The sequence below is a fragment of the Mycolicibacterium madagascariense genome, assembly GCF_010729665.1.
Lineage (GTDB): Bacteria > Actinomycetota > Actinomycetes > Mycobacteriales > Mycobacteriaceae > Mycobacterium > Mycobacterium madagascariense.
On sequence record NZ_AP022610.1, the window covers coordinates 2,135,879 to 2,153,107 of the forward strand.

Genomic DNA, 17,229 nt, shown 5'->3' on the forward strand with positions numbered 1-17,229 from the left:
CGCGACGGTGATGCTGTTGCGCAACAACGGTTCTGGTGCGGGTCTCGAGATCTTCCTCATGCGCAGGCACTCCGCGATGGACTTCGTGGCCGGGGTGATGGTCTTTCCCGGCGGCGGCGTCGACGAGCGCGACCGCAACGCCGACATCGCGTGGTTCGGTCCCGAGCCGTCCTGGTGGGCGCAGCGACTGGGCGTCGACACCGACCTCGCCGACCGACCTCGCCGAGGCGCTGGTGTGTGCGGCTGCGCGCGAGACGTTCGAGGAATCGGGAGTGCTGTTCGCCGGGCCCGCCGGCGACCCCGACCGGATCGTCGCCGACGCCACGGTCTACGGCGAGGCGCGTGCGGCGCTGGCCAACAACTCGCTGTCCTTCGCCGACTTCCTGCGCACCGAGAAGCTGGTGCTGCGCGCGGACCTGTTGCGGCCGTGGGCCAACTGGGTCACCCCGAAGGAGGAGCGCACCCGCCGCTACGACACCTACTTCTTCGTCGCGGCGCTGCCGCAGGGGCAGCGGGCCGACGGTGAGAACACCGAGTCCGACCGGGCGTTCTGGAGCACCCCGCAGGCGGGTCTGGACGACTTCGCCGAGGGCCGTTCGTTCCTGTTGCCGCCGACGTGGACCCAGCTGGACTCCCTCACCGGGCGCACGGTGGACGAGGTGCTCGCGCTGGAGCGTCGGATCGTCACCGTCGAGCCGAATCTGACCACCGGCGAAGGCAATTGGGAGATCGAGTTCTTCAACAGCGAGCGCTACAACGCGGCCCGCAACCATCGCGCGCCGGAGGGCAAGGGTCAGGGCGGGTGACCGAGTTCGTCAGCGCGCACGTCGCCGACGGCATCGGCACCCTGTTGCTGTCGCGCCCGCCGACCAACACGATGACCCGGCAGATGTACCGCGAGATCGCGTCGGTGGCCGACGACCTCGGCCGTCGCAGTGACGCCGCGGCCGTCATCGTCTTCGGCGGGCACGAGATCTTCTCCGCCGGCGACGACGTGCCCGAATGGCGGACCATGGACGCCGACGAGGCGGCCGCCGCCGCCCGGGTCCGGCAGCGCGCGGTGGACGCCGTCGCCGCCATCCCCAAGCCCACGGTCGCGGCCGTCACCGGCTACGCCCTCGGCAGCGGCGTCACGCTCGCGCTGGCGGCGGACTGGCGTCTCGGCGGGGACAACGTCAAGTGGGGCGCGACGCAGATCCTGGAGGGCATGGCGCCGTCGGAGGCCGACGCGGAGCGGCTGGCCCGCGCCATCGGGGACAGCAGGGCCAGGGAGCTGGCGTTCAGCGGGCGGTTCGCCGGTGCCCAGGAGGCGTTGCAGCTGGGGCTGGTCGACGAACTGGTCGCTCCCGACCACGTCTACGACGCGGCGGTGGCGTGGGGACGGCGCTTCGTCGACGTGCCCGCCGAGGCGCTGGCCGCCGCGAAGGCGGCGTTTCGTCCCTGAGGGCTCCGGGGGAGGCCGGGCCCGCCCGCGCGCCCGTTAGGCTGCCGGGTAGCGAACTCGAGGAGCAGAGATTCATGACGACCACCGACCGCGACCCCGCCGAGACGGCTCCCGTCCCCAACCCGCACGCCACCGCCGAGCAGGTCGAGGCGGCGCGCCACGACTCCAAGCTGGCGCAGGTGCTCTACCACGACTGGGAGGCCGAGACCTACGACGACAAGTGGTCGATCTCCTATGACCAGCGCTGCATCGACTACGCGCGGGGACGCTTCGACGCCATCGTGCCCGACCGCATCCAGCGCGAGCTGCCCTACGACCGGGCCCTCGAGCTGGGCTGCGGCACGGGCTTCTTCCTGCTGAACCTCATTCAGGCCGGCGTCGCCCGCCGCGGTGCGGTGACCGACCTGTCACCGGGCATGGTCAAGGTGGCCGTGCGCAATGGCCAGGGCCTCGGACTCGACGTCGACGGCCGCGTCGCCGATGCCGAGGGCATCCCGTATGACGACGACACGTTCGACCTCGTGGTCGGGCACGCCGTGCTGCACCACATCCCCGACGTCGAGCTGTCGCTGCGCGAGGTGCTGCGCGTGCTCAAGCCGGGCGGCCGCTTCGTGTTCGCCGGCGAGCCCACCACCAAGGGCAACGTGTACGCCCGCACTCTCTCGACGCTGACCTGGCGGGTGGCCACCAACGTGACCAAGCTGCCCGGCCTGCAGGACTGGCGCCGCCCGCAGGAGGAACTCGACGAGTCCTCCCGCGCGGCCGCCCTGGAGGCCGTGGTCGACCTCCACACGTTCGAGCCGGGCGATCTGGAGCGGATGGCGGTCGCCGCCGGCGCCGTGGACGTCGCGACCGCGAGCGAGGAGTTCACCGCCGCCATGCTCGGCTGGCCCATCCGGACCTTCGAGGCCTCGGTGCCTCCCGGCCGATTGGGTTGGGGCTGGGCGAAGTTCGCGTTCAAGAGCTGGACGTCGCTCAGCTGGGTCGACGCCAACGTGCTGCGTCGCGTCGTGCCCAAGGGCTGGTTCTACAACGTCATGGTGACCGGCGTCAAACCGTCCTGAGCGGTGCGCTTCACGGTCGGGGACGTCGCGTACCTCGGCGGCGGGGAGGCCGACCGCGCGCTCGCCGAGGTCGCCCAACTCCGGTTGTCCGTCGACAGTCGGGTTGCCGACATCGCTTCTGCGCGTTCGCGTTTCGGTGACCGGACGCCGTTGCTCGTCGAGACGGTGATGCTGCGGCGCCGAGCCGCCGTCAAACTGCCCGACGCCTCGCGCTGGCTGTTCACCGAGGAGGCCGTCGAGCAGGCCACCGCCGCCGCCGTGGCCGTGCACCGGGCCGAGCGTCTGACGGGGCGGGCGGTGCACGACGTGACCTGTTCGGTGGGAACCGAACTCGTCGCGCTGGCCGGGCGCGCCGAGCGGGTCGTCGGCAGTGACGTCGACGAGGTGCGCCTCGCGATGGCCCGGCACAACCTGTCCGGGTCCGACGTGCTGCTGTGTCGCGCCGACGCGCTGCACCCCGTCACCAGGGACACCGTCGTGGTCGCCGACCCCGCGCGGCGCAGCGGCGGGCGCCGACGGTTCGATCCGCGCGACTACACGCCGGCCCTCGACGCCCTGCTCGAGGTGTACGCGGGTCGGGACCTCGTCGTGAAGTGCGCTCCGGGAATCGACTTCGATCGGGTCCGCGGGCTGGGCTTCGACGGCGAGATCGAGGTGACGTCGCTGGGCGGCGGAGTCCGCGAGTCGTGCCTGTGGTCGGCCGGGTTGGCCACGCCGGGCGTCTCGCGCCGGGCCACCATCCTGGACGGGGCCGAGCAGCTCACCGACGCCGATCCCGACGATTGCCCCGTCGCCCCCGCGGGCCGCTGGATCGTGGACCCCGACGGCGCCGTCGTGCGGGCGGGCCTGGTCCGCCACTACGGCGCCAGGCACGGGCTCTGGCAGCTCGATCCCGCGATCGCCTACCTGTCCGGTGACGGGCTGCCGCCCGGCGTGCGCGGTTTCGAGGTCATCGCCGAACTGGGGTTCACCGAACGGGCCCTGCGGCGGGAGCTCGCGGCCCGCGACGTCGGCGCCGTGGAGATCCTCGTCCGGGGTGTCGGGGTCGATCCCGACGCGCTGCGGCCGCGGTTGCGCCTGCGGGGATCACAGCGCCTTGCGGTGGTCATCACCAGGATCGGCGCAGGCAGTGCGAGCCGTGCGGTGGCCTACGTGTGCAGACCGTCGCGCTGAAGCCGCGGGTAGGGTGGCGTCGGCGGCGCCGGTGCCGCACCACTGGCGGAGGTCGTTCGAATGCGCATATCCACGCTGGCGATGACCGCCGCGGCGGTGGTCGTGCTCGGTTGGTCGGGTGTCGGCACCGCCGCAGCCGCGCCGACGGTGCCCCCGCCGCCCCCGCCACCTCCGGCCCCCAAGTGCAGCGACCTCGGCGGGGTTGTCGACGCCAACCAGATCTGTCAGATCCAGGCCACGGATCCGGGCTATTCGTTGAGCATCAGCTACCCGGTGGCCTACCCCGACCCGCAGCCCCTCTTCGACTACGTCAAGCAGACCCGCGACGGGTTCCTCAACGTCGCCAAGACGCCGGATTCGCGGACCATGCCCTACGAACTCGAGACCACCGAGACCGAGTTCTCCTCGGGGGTGCCGCCGAAGGGGACCCAGAGCGTGGTCCTCAAGACCTACCAGGGGGTCGGCGGCGCTCACCCGACGACGTTCTACAAGTCCTTCACGTGGGACCTCGACCAGCGCAGGCCCATCACGATCGACACGTTGTTCCGGCCGGGCACCGCGCCGTTCCCCGTCATCCTCCCGCTGGTGCAGTCCGAGGTCGACAAGCAGCTCGGTCAGCCGGCGACGATCTCACCCGGCGACGGGCTCGACCCGACGAAGTACCAGAACTTCGCCCTCACCAACGACTCGCTGACCTTCTTCTTCAGCCAGGGCGACATCCTGCCCGAAGCGGTTGGGGCACTGCAGATCTCGATACCGCGCGCACCGCTCGACGCGATGATCGCCTGACCGGTCAGGCCGGCGCGAAGCCGTAGACCCGGCCGTCACTGGTGGCGACCACCACGCGCCGGTCGTGCCCGATGGACACCCCGACGGGGTAGCCCGTCGCCCCGGACAGCGGATAGTCGTTCAGCGTGTGCCCGTCGGCGGCGTCGAACACCAACAGCGACATGCCGTCTCCGGAGCGCGTCACGGTGTAGGCGACGGTCGTGCCCGCGCGGCTCGACGTCGACAGCGGTTCGACGTCCGACCGGGTCCACACGACGTCGGCATGGTCCCCCCGATCCTTCACGGCCATCAGCTTGGCGCCGGGTCCGCCCCCGGTCACGATCAGTCCGTCGGGGGACACCGAGGGCGGCGTCTGCGCTGCGAACGGGGTGGGCACCGACCACTTGGGCTTGCCGTCGTCGGTGCCGAGCGCCCACAGCCTGCCGTCGCGGCCGGTGAGGTAGACCGTCGTGCCGTCCGCGGAGAGGACGGGGCTGCCGAGCGGCCCGCCGCCGACGGCCGTGCTGGTCCAGTCCTTGGACAGCAGCGGCGTCTGGCCGGGGTGGTAGCGCAGTCCGACGACCTCGGGGGCCTCGGCGTCGGGTGGCCAGAGCGTCGTCGTCACGATGCCGGTGGCGGCCGAGAAGGCCGGGGCGGCGGCGACGGGACAGCGCGGTCTGCCCTGCGGGCAGTCGGCGAGCCCGCGCTGGGAATCGGTGGGATCGACGCCCTCGACGAGGTCCAGCGCGGTCCCGTCGACGTCGCCACTGTGGGCGTCGTAGACGAGCACCTGACCGAGGTGGGTGATCACCAGCAGTTCGCCGGCCGACAGCAGGCGCGGCGTCATCGGCAGGCCGATCACGGGGTTGCGCCATCGGATCCACTGCGTCGGGGGGAAGGACAGGATGGCCCCGGGCTGCCCGACGTAGAGATTGTCGAACCCGTCGAAGAGCGGTCCGGACAGCGCGCCGCCCGGCCACATCCTGGTGCACCAGCGCTGCCGACCCCGATCGTCGTTCTCCCACACCATCAGCGAGCAACCGGAGTCGGTCTGGGCGTTGGCGGCGAGGTAGTCACCGGACCCTAGCGCCACCTGGGCGCCGAGTTCGCCCTTCACCGACCGGATCCAGTCCAGCCGCAGGGCGCGGGCACCGTCGACGTGGGCGTAGCTGCTGTTGGCGGCGTCCGCGTACTGGGCCGACCAGCCGTCCGACGGGTGGGCCTGAACCCAGGAATCGGTGTTGCCGCACGCGGTCAGGATCACCGCGGTCACGACCGCCACCGCCAGCGCCGACACGCGGCGCCCGGTCATCGCTAGAGCTGGCATCGAGTCCCGAGACTAGCCCGCGCCCCTCGGGTCCGGCCCGCAGCGACCCGGGAGAGTCGGCCCCCGCGCTCAAGTAGGCTGTGCCGCCATGACCACGATGTGGGGCGCGCCGATCCACCGGCGGTGGCGGGGCTCGCGGTTGCGGGACCCGAGGCAGGCCAGGTTCCTAACGATGGCGTCGCTGCGGTGGGTGCTCGCCAACAAGGCGTACACGCCGTGGTATCTGGTGCGGTACTTCCGGTTGCTGAAGTTCAAGCTCGCGAACCCGCACATCATCACCCGCGGCATGGTGTTCCTCGGCAAGGGCGTGGAGATCCAGGCGACGCCCGAGCTGTCGATCATGGAGATCGGGCGCTGGGTGCACATCGGCGACAAGAACACCATCCGCTGCCACGAGGGGTCGCTGCGCATCGGCGACAAGGTGGTGCTCGGCCGCGACAACGTCATCAACACCTACCTGGACATCGAACTGGGTGACTCGGTGCTGATGGCCGACTGGTGCTACGTGTGCGACTTCGACCACCGGATGGACAGCATCGAGCTGCCCATCAAGGACCAGGGCATCGTCAAGGGCCCGGTGCGGATCGGCCCGGACACCTGGGTCGCCACCAAGGTGACGGTGTTGCGCGGCACCTCGGTCGGCCGCGGCTGCGTGCTGGGCAGCCACGCGGTCGTCAAGGGCGAGATTCCCGACTACTCGATCGCCGTCGGCGCGCCCGCGAAGGTGGTCAAGAACCGCAAGCTGGCATGGGAGACGTCGGCCGCCCAGCGCGCCGAACTCGCCGCGGCGCTCGCCGACATCGAGCGCAAGAAGGCGTCCCGCTAGCCGCGATCGGGCAGGGCGTGCTCGACGATCGTCCGGCGCGCCTGCGGTTCGCGTTCGCGGCGCTTGGCGGCGAGGTACACCTGGGCGGTCTCGGCCGCCACGGTGTGCCAATCGAAGTCCGACGTGAGGCGCCTGCGGGCGGCGGTGGCACGTCGTTGCGCGGCGGCCGGATCGTCGAGCACGGCGATGACGGCGGCCGCGAGTGCGCCGACGTCCCTGGGCGGGAACGACATTCCCGTCACGCCGTCGATGACGGCCTCGCCGAGCCCGCCGACGGTGGACGTGACGAGCGGGGCGCCGGTCGCGGCGGCTTCGAGCGCGACGATGCCGAACGGTTCGTAGTGGCTCGGCAGGACCGCGGCGTCGCACTCGTGCAGGAGGGCCACCAGGTGGGTGTGGTCGACGCGACCGACGAAGTCGACGGCCTTGCGCACCTTGTGCTTTCGCGCCTGCTCGACGAGCCAGTCCTCCTGGGTGCCGTCACCGGCGATGACGAGGGTGGTGCCGGGGTGGGCGCGCCGGATGCGCGGCAGCGCCGCGATCGCGTCGTGCACCCCCTTCTCGTACTCCAGGCGACCGAGGTACAGCAGCCGCGGCGGGCCACCGCGCTGGGTGCGCCGGGCGTACGGCCACAGGGCGGAGTCGATGCCGTTGCGGATCACCCGCGACTCCGCGAGCCCCGGACCGAACAGCTCGGTGATCTCCTCGCCCATCGACGCCGAACACGTGATGAGGGAGTCGGATTCGCGCACCAGCCACGACTCCACCGCGTGCACCTGACGGCTGATCGTGCCCGTCACCCAGCCCGAGTGTCTGCCCGCCTCCGTCGCATGGATGGTGGACACCAGCGGTACGTCGAAGTGTTCGGCGAGCGCGATCGAGGGGTGCGCGACCAGCCAGTCGTGGGCGTGCACGACGTCGGGTCGCCACGGCTTGCCGGTGCGCCGGTTCCTGAGTCCCAACCCCGCGCGCACCATGGAGTGACCCATGGCCAGCGTCCACGCCATCATGTCGGTGGCGAAGGCGAATTCGTGGGGGTCCTGCGCGGCGGCGACCACCCGCACGCCCTCGCTCATCTCGTCACCGGTCGGGTGGGTGCTCGGATCGGTGTCGGTGGGCCGACGACTCAACACCACCACGTCGTGTCCGGCGTCGGCGAGCGCGGTGGCGAGGTGATGAACGTGCCTCCCGAGCCCGCCGATCACCACCGGCGGGTACTCCCACGACACCAGGAGGACCTTCACCGGGGGAGCCGCCTGGCGTCGAGTGCGCCGAACAGTCCGTCGGCGCGGTTCCACCCGGCCGCCAGGCGTTCGGCGTGCTCGCGGCGGCCCGCCGACAGGGCGCCGGCGATCTCCCGGGTCGCGTGGGCGTGGACGTGGGCGCGGTAGCGGGCGTACTCGGCCGCGGTGTCCTTGCTGACCATGAACGGCCAGTCACTGGACACCGTGAGCAGCGCCTCGCGCAGGATCTGGTCGGCGACGGCGTCGCGCGGCGTCGGCGTCCCCACCGCGGCGTGCTGCGTCAGGGCCTTGTCGACGGTGGCGAGGGCGGTGTCGACCACCTCGGCGTTGAGCGCCACCAGGTCGGCCACCTGGGCGCCGGACCACACCTGCCAGTCCTTGCCGGAACCCCACGAGCCGGGCGGTAGGTCGACGGGGGAGCCGACGTAGCCGTTGGCGACCGCGTCGGAGAGGGTGCCGACGCGGATGCCCGCCTCGGGCAGCGCGCGCAGCACCCGTTCCAGCCACGTCGGACCTTCGTGCCACCAGTGACCGAACAGCTCGGTGTCGAACGCCGCGACGACGTGCGCGGGCCTGCCGATCCGCTCGGACTCCGAGGTCAGCCTGCGGCGCACGGTGTCGACGAAGTCGGCGACGTGGACGTCGATCGCGCGGTCGGCGCGGTCGGGCTCATACGGCGCCTTGTCCTGTGACGGCACGGCGCGGCCCGTCACGCGGGCCGGCTTGAGCCCGGTGAGGTGGTCGTAGGTGTGGAAGTCGCGGTACGCGGAATGTCCGGGATACCCCGACTTCGGCGACCAGACCCGGTAGCTCACCTTCAGGTCGCGGCCGAAGGCGATGACGTCGGACTCGCCGACGGGGCGGCCCAGCGCGGTGTCACCGTGCAGGGAGGGGCCGTCGACCATGAAGTGCGTGACACCCGCTGCGGCGTAACCGCTTTCGAGTCCCGGTGAGTACGCGCACTCCGGTGCCCAGATGCCGCCGGGGATGCGCCCGAACCGTTGACCGGCGTCGGCGAGGCCCTCGGTGAGGGCGAATTCGCGCAGTCGCGGGTGCAGCAGCGGTTGGAAGGGATGGGCGAGGGGACCGCCGAGCAGTTCGATGGTCTCGCCGTCGATCAGCTCGCGCAGCAGGGGGCTGCCGCCGTGCCGCCAGGTGACCTCGAAGTCGGCGAGCGCCTGACCGGCTTCACGGTGCTCGCGAATGCCGAAGGCGCGCAACGCCTCTGGAGCCGCATAGCCCGACCCCTGGACCCCGCGCCGTGCGGCGGCCTCCCGACCGCGCAGCTGCCAGTTCGCCAGCCAGTGGTGCATGCCGTCGAGGCAGTACGGGTCGTCGAGCTGGGCGCTGACCACCGGGGTCATGCCGAGGGTGAGCAGGTGGCCGCGCCCCTCCTCCGACAACCTGCGCAGCAGCGCGACCAACGGCAGGTAGGCCGCGGCCCAGGACTGGTAGAGCCATTCCTCGCCGACCGGCCACCGGCCGTGGTGCGCGAGCCAGGGCAGGTGGGTGTGCAGCACCAGGGAGAACAGCCCGGGCACCGCGTCGCGACCCGTCGGCGTCGTCACGGTCGCACCGCGATGGCCACCAGATCCAGGCTGTCGTCGATCGGGCGCGCACCGGCGTCGAGCAGGTCGAAGTCGTCGGTCGTCACCGACTCCACGTCGGCGAGCAGCGCGGTGGGCCAGGGCGCGCCCGCCAGCGCCCTGGTGATCTGCGCGTCGATGATCGAGCCGCCGTGCCGGGCGTCCAGCGCTCGCAGACCCGCGCCGTGGTGCACGCCGAGCATCGCCCGAACCTCGAAGCCCGCGGCGGTGAGCAGGTCGGTGAGTTCGGTCGCGTCGAGCTCGCGGGTGTGGAAGGGGTTGAGCGGGGTGTCGCGGCCGGGAGAGAAGGTGATGCGGTTGGGCGTCGACATCAGCAACGTCCCGGACGGCCGCAGGACGCGCGCGCACTCGGCGACGAACCGGCCTTGGTCCCAGAGGTGTTCGATCACTTGGAAGTTGACGACGACGTCGACGGAGCCGTCGTCGAGGGGCAGGTCGGTCAGGTTGCCCTGGCGCATGTCGACCCGGGGGTAGCGCGCTCTGACGTGGGCGACGGCGCTCTCGTCGTAGTCGACGCCGATGACGCGTCGCGCCACGTCGGCGATGAGGTCGGCGCCGTACCCCTCGCCTGAGCCTGCCTCGAGCACGTCGCGACCCACGCAATGGTCGACGAGCCGCTGGTAGACCACCTCGTGGCGGCGGAACCAGTAGTTCTCCTCGGGCAGGCCGGGAACGGTGCGTTCCCCGGTCAGGGGGAGCGCGTCGGCGTTCGCGAGGGCGGCGTCGGAGGGCTCGGAGTGAGAAGATGTGCTCATTGCCAACGCAGGCTAACCCAGCTATGGCCATTGTCACTCGTCCGCGATTGATTGAGAGACCGACGGCGAGGGCAGAAGGTTAGATAACACCAGCTATGGTGTTCCTGGTACCGCCCAAGGTTACTGCCTAGTAACATTGAGGCACTTGCATGAATCGTGATATGGGCAGGCCGGCAGAGGCCTCATCGAGGAGGACGAACCACACTCATGACGAACATCGTGGTCCTGATCAAACAGGTTCCTGATTACGAGGACCGCCATCTCAACGATGGCGACTGGACGCTGGATCGCGCGGGCAGCGATCCGGTGCTGGACGAGATCAACGAGAAGGCCGTCGAAGTCGCGCTGCAACTCAAGGAGAAGCACGCGGACGCCGACTACAACGTGGTCGTGCTGACCGCGGGCCCCCCGTCGGCGGAGACGGCGATCCGCCGCGCGCTGTCCATGGGCGCGGACTCGGCCTACCACCTGGTCGACGACGGCCTCAAGGGGTCGGACATGGTTCAGACGTCGTGGGCCCTGGCCCGCGCGCTCGGCCAGATCGAGGACGTCGGCGTGGTCATCGCCGGCAACGAGACCAGTGACGGCGTCGGCGGCGCGGTCCCGGCCATCCTGGCCCAGTTCCTCGGCCTGCCGCAGCTGACGACGATGCGCAGCATCGACATCGCCGACGGCAAGATCACCGGCGAGCGCGAGACCGACGACGGCGTCTTCGGACTGGAGGCCACGCTGCCCGCGATCGTCAGCATCAGCGAGAAGATCGTGGAGGACGCCAGGTTCCCCTCGTTCAAGGGCATCATGGCGGCCAAGAAGAAGCCGGTGGAGACGTTGACGCTCGCCGGCATCGGCGTCGAGAGCGACGAGGTGGGTGGCCCGAACGCCGCGTCCGTCGTCGTGTCCGCCGCGCCGAAGCCGCCGAAGACGGCCGGCGAGAAGGTCACCGACGAGGGTGAGGGCGGTCAGCAGATCGCCGACTACCTGGTCGCGCAGAAGCTGCTCTGACCGGTCTCGATTTCTCCCCCCATCAACGAATTCAAGAGAGCGACAAGAGGTCATGACCGAAGTACTCGTGCTCGCCGAGCACGCTGAAGGCAAGTTGAAGAACGTCACCGCCGAGCTCATCACCGCAGCGCGCGCCCTCGGCGAGCCGTCCGCAGTGGTGATCGGTGCCCCCGGCACCGCCGAGAAACTCATCGACGGGTTGAAGGCCGCCGGCGCCGCGAAGATCTACGTCGCGGAGTCCGACGTCGTGGAGCAGTACCTGGTGACGCCCAAGGTCGACGTGCTGAACGCACTCGTCGAGTCGGTGTCCCCGGTGGCCGTCATCACGGTCGCCAGCGCCGAGGGCAAGGAGATCGCCGGCCGCGTCGCCGCAGAGACCGGGTCCGGTGTCCTCATCGACGTCATCGGCGTCAAGGAGGGCCCCATCGGCATCCACTCGATCTTCGGTGGCGCCTACACGACCGAGGCCAAGGCGGAGGGTGACGCCCCGGCGATCGCGCTGCGCCCCGGTGCGGTCGAGGCCGAGCCGTCCGACGGCGCAGGCGAAGTCGTGACCGTCGAGGTGCCCGCACCCGGTGAGAACGCCACGAAGATCACGTCGCGTCAGCCCGCGCAGAAGAGCGCGCGCCCCGAGCTGACCGAGGCGAAGATCGTCGTCGCGGGTGGCCGCGGGGTCGGCAGCAAGGAGAACTTCGGCATCGTCGAGGATCTGGCCGACGCCTTCGGTGCAGCGGTCGGTGCGTCGCGCGCAGCGGTGGACTCCGGGTTCTACGAGGGCCAGTTCCAGGTCGGTCAGACGGGCAAGACCGTCTCCCCGCAGCTGTACCTCGCACTCGGCATCTCCGGTGCCATTCAGCACCGCGCGGGCATGCAGACCTCGAAGACGATCGTCGCGGTCAACAAGGACGAGGAAGCACCGATCTTCGAGATCGCCGACTACGGCATCGTCGGCGATCTGTTCAAGGTGGCCCCTCAGCTCACCGACGCGGTCAAGACCCGCAAGGGCTGATCGTCCGTTCGACGAAGGACCCCGGCGCACGTGGTGCGCCGGGGTCCTTTGCGTCGTAGGACCGGGTCTGCGGAAGGCTCCCGAATAGCGTTGTGCGCCAGCCGCTTTGGCTCGGGTCTAGCGACCGCGCTTGTGCGCGGAGTCGTAGGCCGTGACGACGGACGCGGGGATGCGCCCCCGAGCGCTCACCTCGTGGCCGTTCTCCGCCGCCCACGCCCGGATCTTGGCGGTGGGGTTGGCGCTGGTGCGCTTGGTGGCTCTGGCGCCGGCCCGCTTCCTGCGCGTCGCCCCGCCGGTGCGCGTCGACGTGCTGGGGCCCGACGTCCTGGTGGCCGCGGCGACGAAGGGCGCAAAGGCCTTCTCCAGCTTGGCGATGTTCGCGTCACTGAGGTCGATGCGGTAGGACGTGCCGCGCAGGGCGAACTCCACCGTGCCGCCCTTGCCGTCGCTGATCTCTGTTTGGTCTAGGTCGTCGATGAGTTGTTTGATGATGCGCTCGGCCATTCGAATCCTTCTGTGCGGGAATTGCGGTAATGCTACAAGTGATTCCCTAAAACCGGAAACGTGCTATTGCACCATTTCGTGAAATATCAATGTCGTGTCGGTCGAAACCCGTACTTAGTTGCAATTGCTAACGAGATCCCTTGCGCGACGCTCCCTTCGGCCCGTGTCCGCGCACGCCGGGGGTGGCCGTCTCGGCAATTCGACGCAGGCGGCCATTTCACCGTGAACGCCGTCGCGCCCGCGCCGGCCACGGCCCTCGAATTGGCGACGGGGTGTCCCGTGCAGCGAACGTCGGCAACGGGTGGACGTAGGGTTGCGCCGTGGACCTGCTTCTCGGAATCGACATGGGCACCGGGAGCATCAAGGGCGTTCTGGTGGACACCGCGGGTGCCGTGCTGGCGTCGGCGACCATTACCCACGGCATGAGCCTGCCCCGCCCCGGCTGGGCCGAGGTGGACGCCGAGGCGACGTGGTGGCGCGAGGTGTGCGAGATCGCCCACCGGCTGACCGCCGAGGTGCCCGCCGGGTCGAGGATCGCCGCCATGTGCGTGAGCGGCGTCGGCCCGTGCCTGGTGCTGTGCGACGACGACCTGACGCCGCTGCGGCCCGCCATCCTCTACGGCGTCGACACCAGGGCGTCGGCCGAGATCGTCTCGCTCACCGAGGAGTTCGGCGCCGACGCCATCCTTCGGCGGGCGGGCACGCTGCTGTCGAGTCAAGCCGTCGGGCCCAAGCTGGAATGGGTCAGGCGCCACGAACCGGAGGTCTTCGCACGGGCCACCGGCTGGTACGGCTCCAACTCCTACATCGCCGCGAAGTTGACCGGCGAATACGTCATCGACCATCACACCGCCAGCCAGTGCGATCCGCTGTACGCGACGAGCGAATTCGACTGGAATGCGCAGTGGGCGGCGCGCATCTGCGGGCACCTGCCCCTGCCGCGACTGGTCTGGCCGCACGAGGTCGTGGGCACGGTGCACGCCGGTGCCGCTGCGGCGACGGGCATTCCGGTCGGCACGCCGGTCGTGGCGGGCACGGTCGACGCGTTCGCCGAGGCGTTCTCGGTCGGCGTGCGCCACCCCGGTGACCAGATGCTCATGTACGGGTCGACGATGTTCCTCGTCCAGCTCATCGACGAGTACCACAGCGATCCCGCACTGTGGACCACCGCGGGCGTCGAGCGCGGCTCCCTGGCGCTGGCGGCGGGCACGTCGACGGCGGGCAGCATGATCGGCTGGCTGCAGACGATCACCGGCGGCGCCTCGCTGGACACGCTGATGGCCGAGGCGGCGGCGGTGCCCGCAGGCAGCGAGGGGCTCATCGCGCTGCCGTATCTGGCGGGGGAGCGGACCCCGGTGTTCGACGCCGACGCGCGGGGGCTGTTCGCGGGGCTCACCCTCCGGCACGGCCGCGGGCACCTGTTCCGGGCGGCCTACGAGGGCATCGCCTTTGGCGTCCGGGCCATCCTGGAGATGTTCGACGACGCCCACACCGCCCGCCGCACGGTGGCGGTCGGCGGCGGTCTGCGCAGTGCGATCTGGACCCAGGCGGTCAGCGACGTCACCGGGCGTCCGCAGCTGGTGCCCCAGCAGGCCATCGGTGCCAGTTACGGTGACGCGCTGATGGCGGCCATCGGCGTGGAACTCGTTGCGCCGGAGACCGATTGGGCCACGATCGAGCGCGAGATCGAGCCCGACCCGGCGAACCGCGCGCTCTACGACGACCTGTACGGCGTCTGGCGCGAGCTGTACCCCTCGACCAAGGACCTCGTGCACGCCCTTGGTCTCATCGCTGGGCGGGGCTGACCGCGGCGACCAGTCGACCGTGGGAGACCAGTGACGCCGACTGCTTGAGGCGCTGGGTCCGCACGCTGGTGTCGTAACTCTGCAGGTGCTCGACGGCGCCGAGCTCGTCGGCGAGATAGCGGTACAGGTGCTCGACGTCGCGGCAGATGGCGACGGCCATCAGATGGTTGCGGCCCGTCTTGGCCGACACCGAGGCGATCTCGGCGTGCCGCGCCAGCTCGCGCCCCACGTCGTTCAGGTGTCGCGGCGCGGTCGTGACCCAGATGATCGCGTTCACGTGGAAGCCGAGTCGTTCGGGCAGCACGTCGACGTCGTAGGTCAGCGTCCCCGCGGCCTGCAGGGCGCTCAGGCGTCGCGTCACCCGGGCGGTGGACCACCCCGTGAGTTCGGCGAGGCGGGCGTGCGGCGCCCGGCCGTCCATCGCGAGCGCGTCGAGCAGCGGTTGGTCCTCGGCCGAGGGAGCCGTGGGCCGGACCGCCGGCGGCGTCTCGGCGGCCAACCGCTGCAGGAGCCGATCGACCTGCTCGGCGTCCAACGTGTGTCCATAGGCCGTCCACGGTGCGGTTCCCGACTCCTCGAAGGTGTGCAGGACGAGGTCGATCTCCATGTCGAGAACCGACGTCGTGCGCGGCAGGCGCCGCAGCAGTCCGTCGGACCCCTCGCCGAGCGGTGCGCGGACGACGCACACCAGCTCACTCCATCCCGAGAGGATGTTGGCGTGCGTGACGTCGTCGCGCCGCACCAGCGCCTCGGCCAGGCGGGCCAGATCGTCGGGCTTGGCATGCACGCGCACCAGCCACCGGGCGTCGCCGTGCAGCTGCGGGTCGACGACGCCGACGACCCGCAGCACGCCGTCACGCCGCAGGCGGTGATAGCGCCGGGCGACGGTCTGCTCGGGCGCGCCCACGGTATCGGCGATGACGCGAAAGGGGACGCGCGGCCAGAGCTGCAGGGCGTGAAGAATCGTGCCGTCCAGGGCGTCGAACATGACGATCAGCATACGAAGATCCCCGCGAGATGAGTATCAATGGCCACTTCAGCCGTCGCGCTGACCGATCGCCCCCGCGCGCTGCCACGCTGGAGCCATGCACCTGACCGACGACACGATTCTCGTCACCGGCGGCGGCAGCGGCATCGGCGCCGGCCTGGCAACCGCGCTGCACCGCGCCGGAAACCGGGTCGTCATCGCAGGCCGCCGCCGCGACGCACTCGACGCGGTCGCTCGCGAGCACCCCGGAATGACCTGCTACGCCGTCGATCTGGCCGATCCGGCGTCCGTTCGAACCTTCGCGGCCGAGGTGGTGGACCGACATCCCGATCTGAACGTCCTCGTCAACAACGCCGGGATCATGCCGTTCGAAGATCTGACGGACCCGCGGACGGACGTGATCCAGGCAGTGTGTGCGACCAATCTCGTCGGTCCCCTCCTGCTGACCGCCGAGCTGCTGCCGACGTTGAGGGCTGCGCCGCGTGCGGCGATCGTGAACGTCACCTCGGCGCTGGGATTCGTGCCGATGGCGCGCATGCCGACGTACTGCGCGACCAAGGCGGCGCTCCACTCCTACACGCAATCCCTGCGATCTCAATTGCGACGCACCAGCGTTCGGGTCATCGAGATACCGCCGCCGCGCGTCTACACCCGCGGGGAGCCCGAGGACGCCGACGGTCTGGGGGTGGCGTCGTTCGTCGACGAGGCGTTGGCGCTGATGGCCGCGCATCCCTCGGACGGCGAGATCGTCGTGGCGGCGGCCCGTCACCTGTGCGATGCAGCATCCCGCGGCGAGTACGACGAGGTCTACGCCGCAGTCAATCCGGACGTCGAGAGGACGACCCCATGAAGGTAGGAATCGGATTGCCCAACCACGTCGCGGGGGTGAATGGGCCCGTGCTCGTCGAATGGGCCCGCCGCGCCGAGGAGCGCGGCTTCGAATCGGTGACGACGATCGACCGGTTGATCTATCCCGGCCTCGACTCGATCGTGGCACTCGCCGTGGCTGCGGGTGCGACCACCACCACGACACTCGTGACCAACGTCCTGTTGGCGCCGCTGTACCCGCCCGTCCTGCTCGCCAAGCAACTCGCGAGCCTGGCCGACGCGTCCGGTGGTCGCCTGGTGCTCGGGGTCGCCGTCGGGGGCCGGCCCGACGACTATGTCTCGGCGGGAACGGAATTCGCGACTCGCGGCAAGCGTCTCGACGCCGCCACCGCCGTGTGGCGTCGGGTGTGGGCGGGCGAGACGGTCGACGGGGGTCTGCCGCTGGGTCCCGCACCGGTGACGATCCCAGTGCTGTTCGGCGGCAAGTCGAGTGCCACCCTGCGCAGGGCCACGACGCTCGGCGACGGATGGGCCGCAGGCGCGGTACGCGACTACCCCGCGCAGTCGTCCTTCGCCGACCGCGTGCGCTCCGGGTGGCGGGCGGCCGACCGCCCCGGCCGCCCGATCCTGCAGGCCTCCCTGAACGTCACCCTGGGCGACGCGGACGTCGTCGAGGACGGGAGGCGTCATCTCGGCCGGTATTACGCCTTCACACCCGACTACTGCGCGCTCAGCGTGGCCGACATGGTGTCGACGCCGGCCGACGCCCTCGATGCCGTGCGGGCCTACCGCGACCTCGGCTTCGACCGGCTGCTGTTCCATCCGGCCGTCGCGGGACTGGACCAGGTCGACCGGCTCGCCGACGCCGTGCTGTAGCCGTCGGGC

General features: G+C 70.6%; 16 protein-coding genes and 1 pseudogene. 11 read left to right on the forward strand and 6 right to left on the reverse strand.

The features are described 5' to 3' along the window. Nucleotides 1-10: 10 nt before the first annotated feature. The 5 genes and pseudogenes from G6N60_RS10100 (at nucleotide 11) to G6N60_RS10120 (ending at nucleotide 4,470) form a co-directional block, all read left to right on the forward strand. Nucleotides 11-806: pseudogene (locus tag G6N60_RS10100) on the forward strand (NUDIX hydrolase). Further along, nucleotides 803-1,444, forward strand: a complete 642-nt coding sequence (locus G6N60_RS10105; RefSeq protein WP_163736073.1) for an enoyl-CoA hydratase — start codon at nucleotides 803-805, stop codon at nucleotides 1,442-1,444. Before G6N60_RS10100 ends, G6N60_RS10105 begins: the two are co-directional and overlap by 4 nt. A gap of 74 nt (nucleotides 1,445-1,518) precedes the next feature. Continuing rightward, complete coding sequence (locus G6N60_RS10110) at nucleotides 1,519-2,508, forward strand: class I SAM-dependent methyltransferase (protein ID WP_163736077.1); 990 nt, start codon at nucleotides 1,519-1,521, stop codon at nucleotides 2,506-2,508. Between the two features lie 3 nt (nucleotides 2,509-2,511). Continuing rightward, entirely contained in the window at nucleotides 2,512-3,681 is a 1,170-nt protein-coding gene (locus G6N60_RS10115) for a class I SAM-dependent methyltransferase (RefSeq protein WP_163736078.1), read from the forward strand. A 60-nt stretch (nucleotides 3,682-3,741) separates the two neighbouring features. Beyond that, nucleotides 3,742-4,470, forward strand: coding sequence for an esterase (locus G6N60_RS10120; RefSeq protein WP_163736081.1), 729 nt, complete (start codon nucleotides 3,742-3,744; stop codon nucleotides 4,468-4,470). Nucleotides 4,471-4,474: 4 nt separating this feature from the next. Here the strand turns inward: G6N60_RS10120 and G6N60_RS10125 are convergent, their stop codons facing one another. Beyond that, on the reverse strand, nucleotides 4,475-5,776 hold the full coding sequence (locus tag G6N60_RS10125) for a BamB-related PQQ repeat family beta-propellar protein (protein WP_246240538.1): 1,302 nt from the start codon (nucleotides 5,774-5,776) through the stop codon (nucleotides 4,475-4,477). 88 nt (nucleotides 5,777-5,864) lie between these two features. Between G6N60_RS10125 and G6N60_RS10130 the strand changes: the two genes are divergently transcribed. Next, nucleotides 5,865-6,602, forward strand: a complete 738-nt coding sequence (locus tag G6N60_RS10130; RefSeq protein WP_163736085.1) for an acyltransferase — start codon at nucleotides 5,865-5,867, stop codon at nucleotides 6,600-6,602. Here G6N60_RS10130 and G6N60_RS10135 read toward each other — a convergent pair. From G6N60_RS10135 to G6N60_RS10145, 3 genes are read right to left on the reverse strand one after another with little or no spacing between them, the layout of a single operon-like run. Further along, nucleotides 6,599-7,846: a glycosyltransferase family 4 protein gene (locus G6N60_RS10135; RefSeq protein WP_163736088.1), complete on the reverse strand. Its 1,248-nt coding sequence runs from the start codon at nucleotides 7,844-7,846 to the stop codon at nucleotides 6,599-6,601. The genes G6N60_RS10130 and G6N60_RS10135 overlap by 4 nt on opposite strands. Beyond that, complete coding sequence (locus G6N60_RS10140) at nucleotides 7,843-9,414, reverse strand: 1,4-alpha-glucan branching protein domain-containing protein (protein WP_163736092.1); 1,572 nt, start codon at nucleotides 9,412-9,414, stop codon at nucleotides 7,843-7,845. The genes G6N60_RS10135 and G6N60_RS10140 overlap by 4 nt, the downstream gene beginning before the upstream one ends. Continuing rightward, complete coding sequence (locus G6N60_RS10145; RefSeq protein WP_163736095.1) at nucleotides 9,411-10,208, reverse strand: class I SAM-dependent methyltransferase; 798 nt, start codon at nucleotides 10,206-10,208, stop codon at nucleotides 9,411-9,413. The genes G6N60_RS10140 and G6N60_RS10145 overlap by 4 nt, the downstream gene beginning before the upstream one ends. Before the next feature lie 207 nt (nucleotides 10,209-10,415). Here G6N60_RS10145 and G6N60_RS10150 point away from each other — a divergent pair, with 207 nt between their 5' ends. Both G6N60_RS10150 and G6N60_RS10155 read left to right on the forward strand, forming a co-directional pair. Next, the gene (locus G6N60_RS10150; RefSeq protein ID WP_163736098.1) at nucleotides 10,416-11,210 is read left to right on the forward strand and encodes an electron transfer flavoprotein subunit beta/FixA family protein; all 795 of its coding nucleotides are present in this window, start codon (nucleotides 10,416-10,418) and stop codon (nucleotides 11,208-11,210) included. 52 nt (nucleotides 11,211-11,262) lie between these two features. Next, nucleotides 11,263-12,219 carry an electron transfer flavoprotein subunit alpha/FixB family protein gene (locus tag G6N60_RS10155; RefSeq protein WP_163736102.1) on the forward strand — a complete coding sequence of 319 codons (957 nt, stop codon included), beginning with the start codon at nucleotides 11,263-11,265 and terminating at the stop codon, nucleotides 12,217-12,219. A gap of 117 nt (nucleotides 12,220-12,336) precedes the next feature. Here the strand turns inward: G6N60_RS10155 and G6N60_RS10160 are convergent, their stop codons facing one another. Further along, a complete protein-coding gene (locus G6N60_RS10160) occupies nucleotides 12,337-12,723 on the reverse strand; it encodes a histone-like nucleoid-structuring protein Lsr2 (RefSeq protein ID WP_163736106.1) in 387 nt (128 codons plus the stop codon). A gap of 320 nt (nucleotides 12,724-13,043) precedes the next feature. Here G6N60_RS10160 and G6N60_RS10165 point away from each other — a divergent pair, with 320 nt between their 5' ends. After that, the gene (locus G6N60_RS10165; RefSeq protein WP_163736109.1) at nucleotides 13,044-14,528 is read left to right on the forward strand and encodes an FGGY-family carbohydrate kinase; all 1,485 of its coding nucleotides are present in this window, start codon (nucleotides 13,044-13,046) and stop codon (nucleotides 14,526-14,528) included. On the opposite strand, the gene G6N60_RS10170 is transcribed toward G6N60_RS10165, so the two are convergent. Continuing rightward, the gene (locus tag G6N60_RS10170) at nucleotides 14,509-15,516 is read right to left on the reverse strand and encodes an Lrp/AsnC family transcriptional regulator (protein WP_163736112.1); all 1,008 of its coding nucleotides are present in this window, start codon (nucleotides 15,514-15,516) and stop codon (nucleotides 14,509-14,511) included. The genes G6N60_RS10165 and G6N60_RS10170 overlap by 20 nt on opposite strands. A 97-nt stretch (nucleotides 15,517-15,613) precedes the next feature. Between G6N60_RS10170 and G6N60_RS10175 the strand changes: the two genes are divergently transcribed. Further along, a complete protein-coding gene (locus G6N60_RS10175) occupies nucleotides 15,614-16,366 on the forward strand; it encodes an SDR family oxidoreductase (RefSeq protein ID WP_163736115.1) in 753 nt (250 codons plus the stop codon). Next, complete coding sequence (locus G6N60_RS10180; RefSeq protein ID WP_163736119.1) at nucleotides 16,363-17,220, forward strand: LLM class flavin-dependent oxidoreductase; 858 nt, start codon at nucleotides 16,363-16,365, stop codon at nucleotides 17,218-17,220. The genes G6N60_RS10175 and G6N60_RS10180 overlap by 4 nt, the downstream gene beginning before the upstream one ends. Nucleotides 17,221-17,229: the final 9 nt, after the last annotated feature.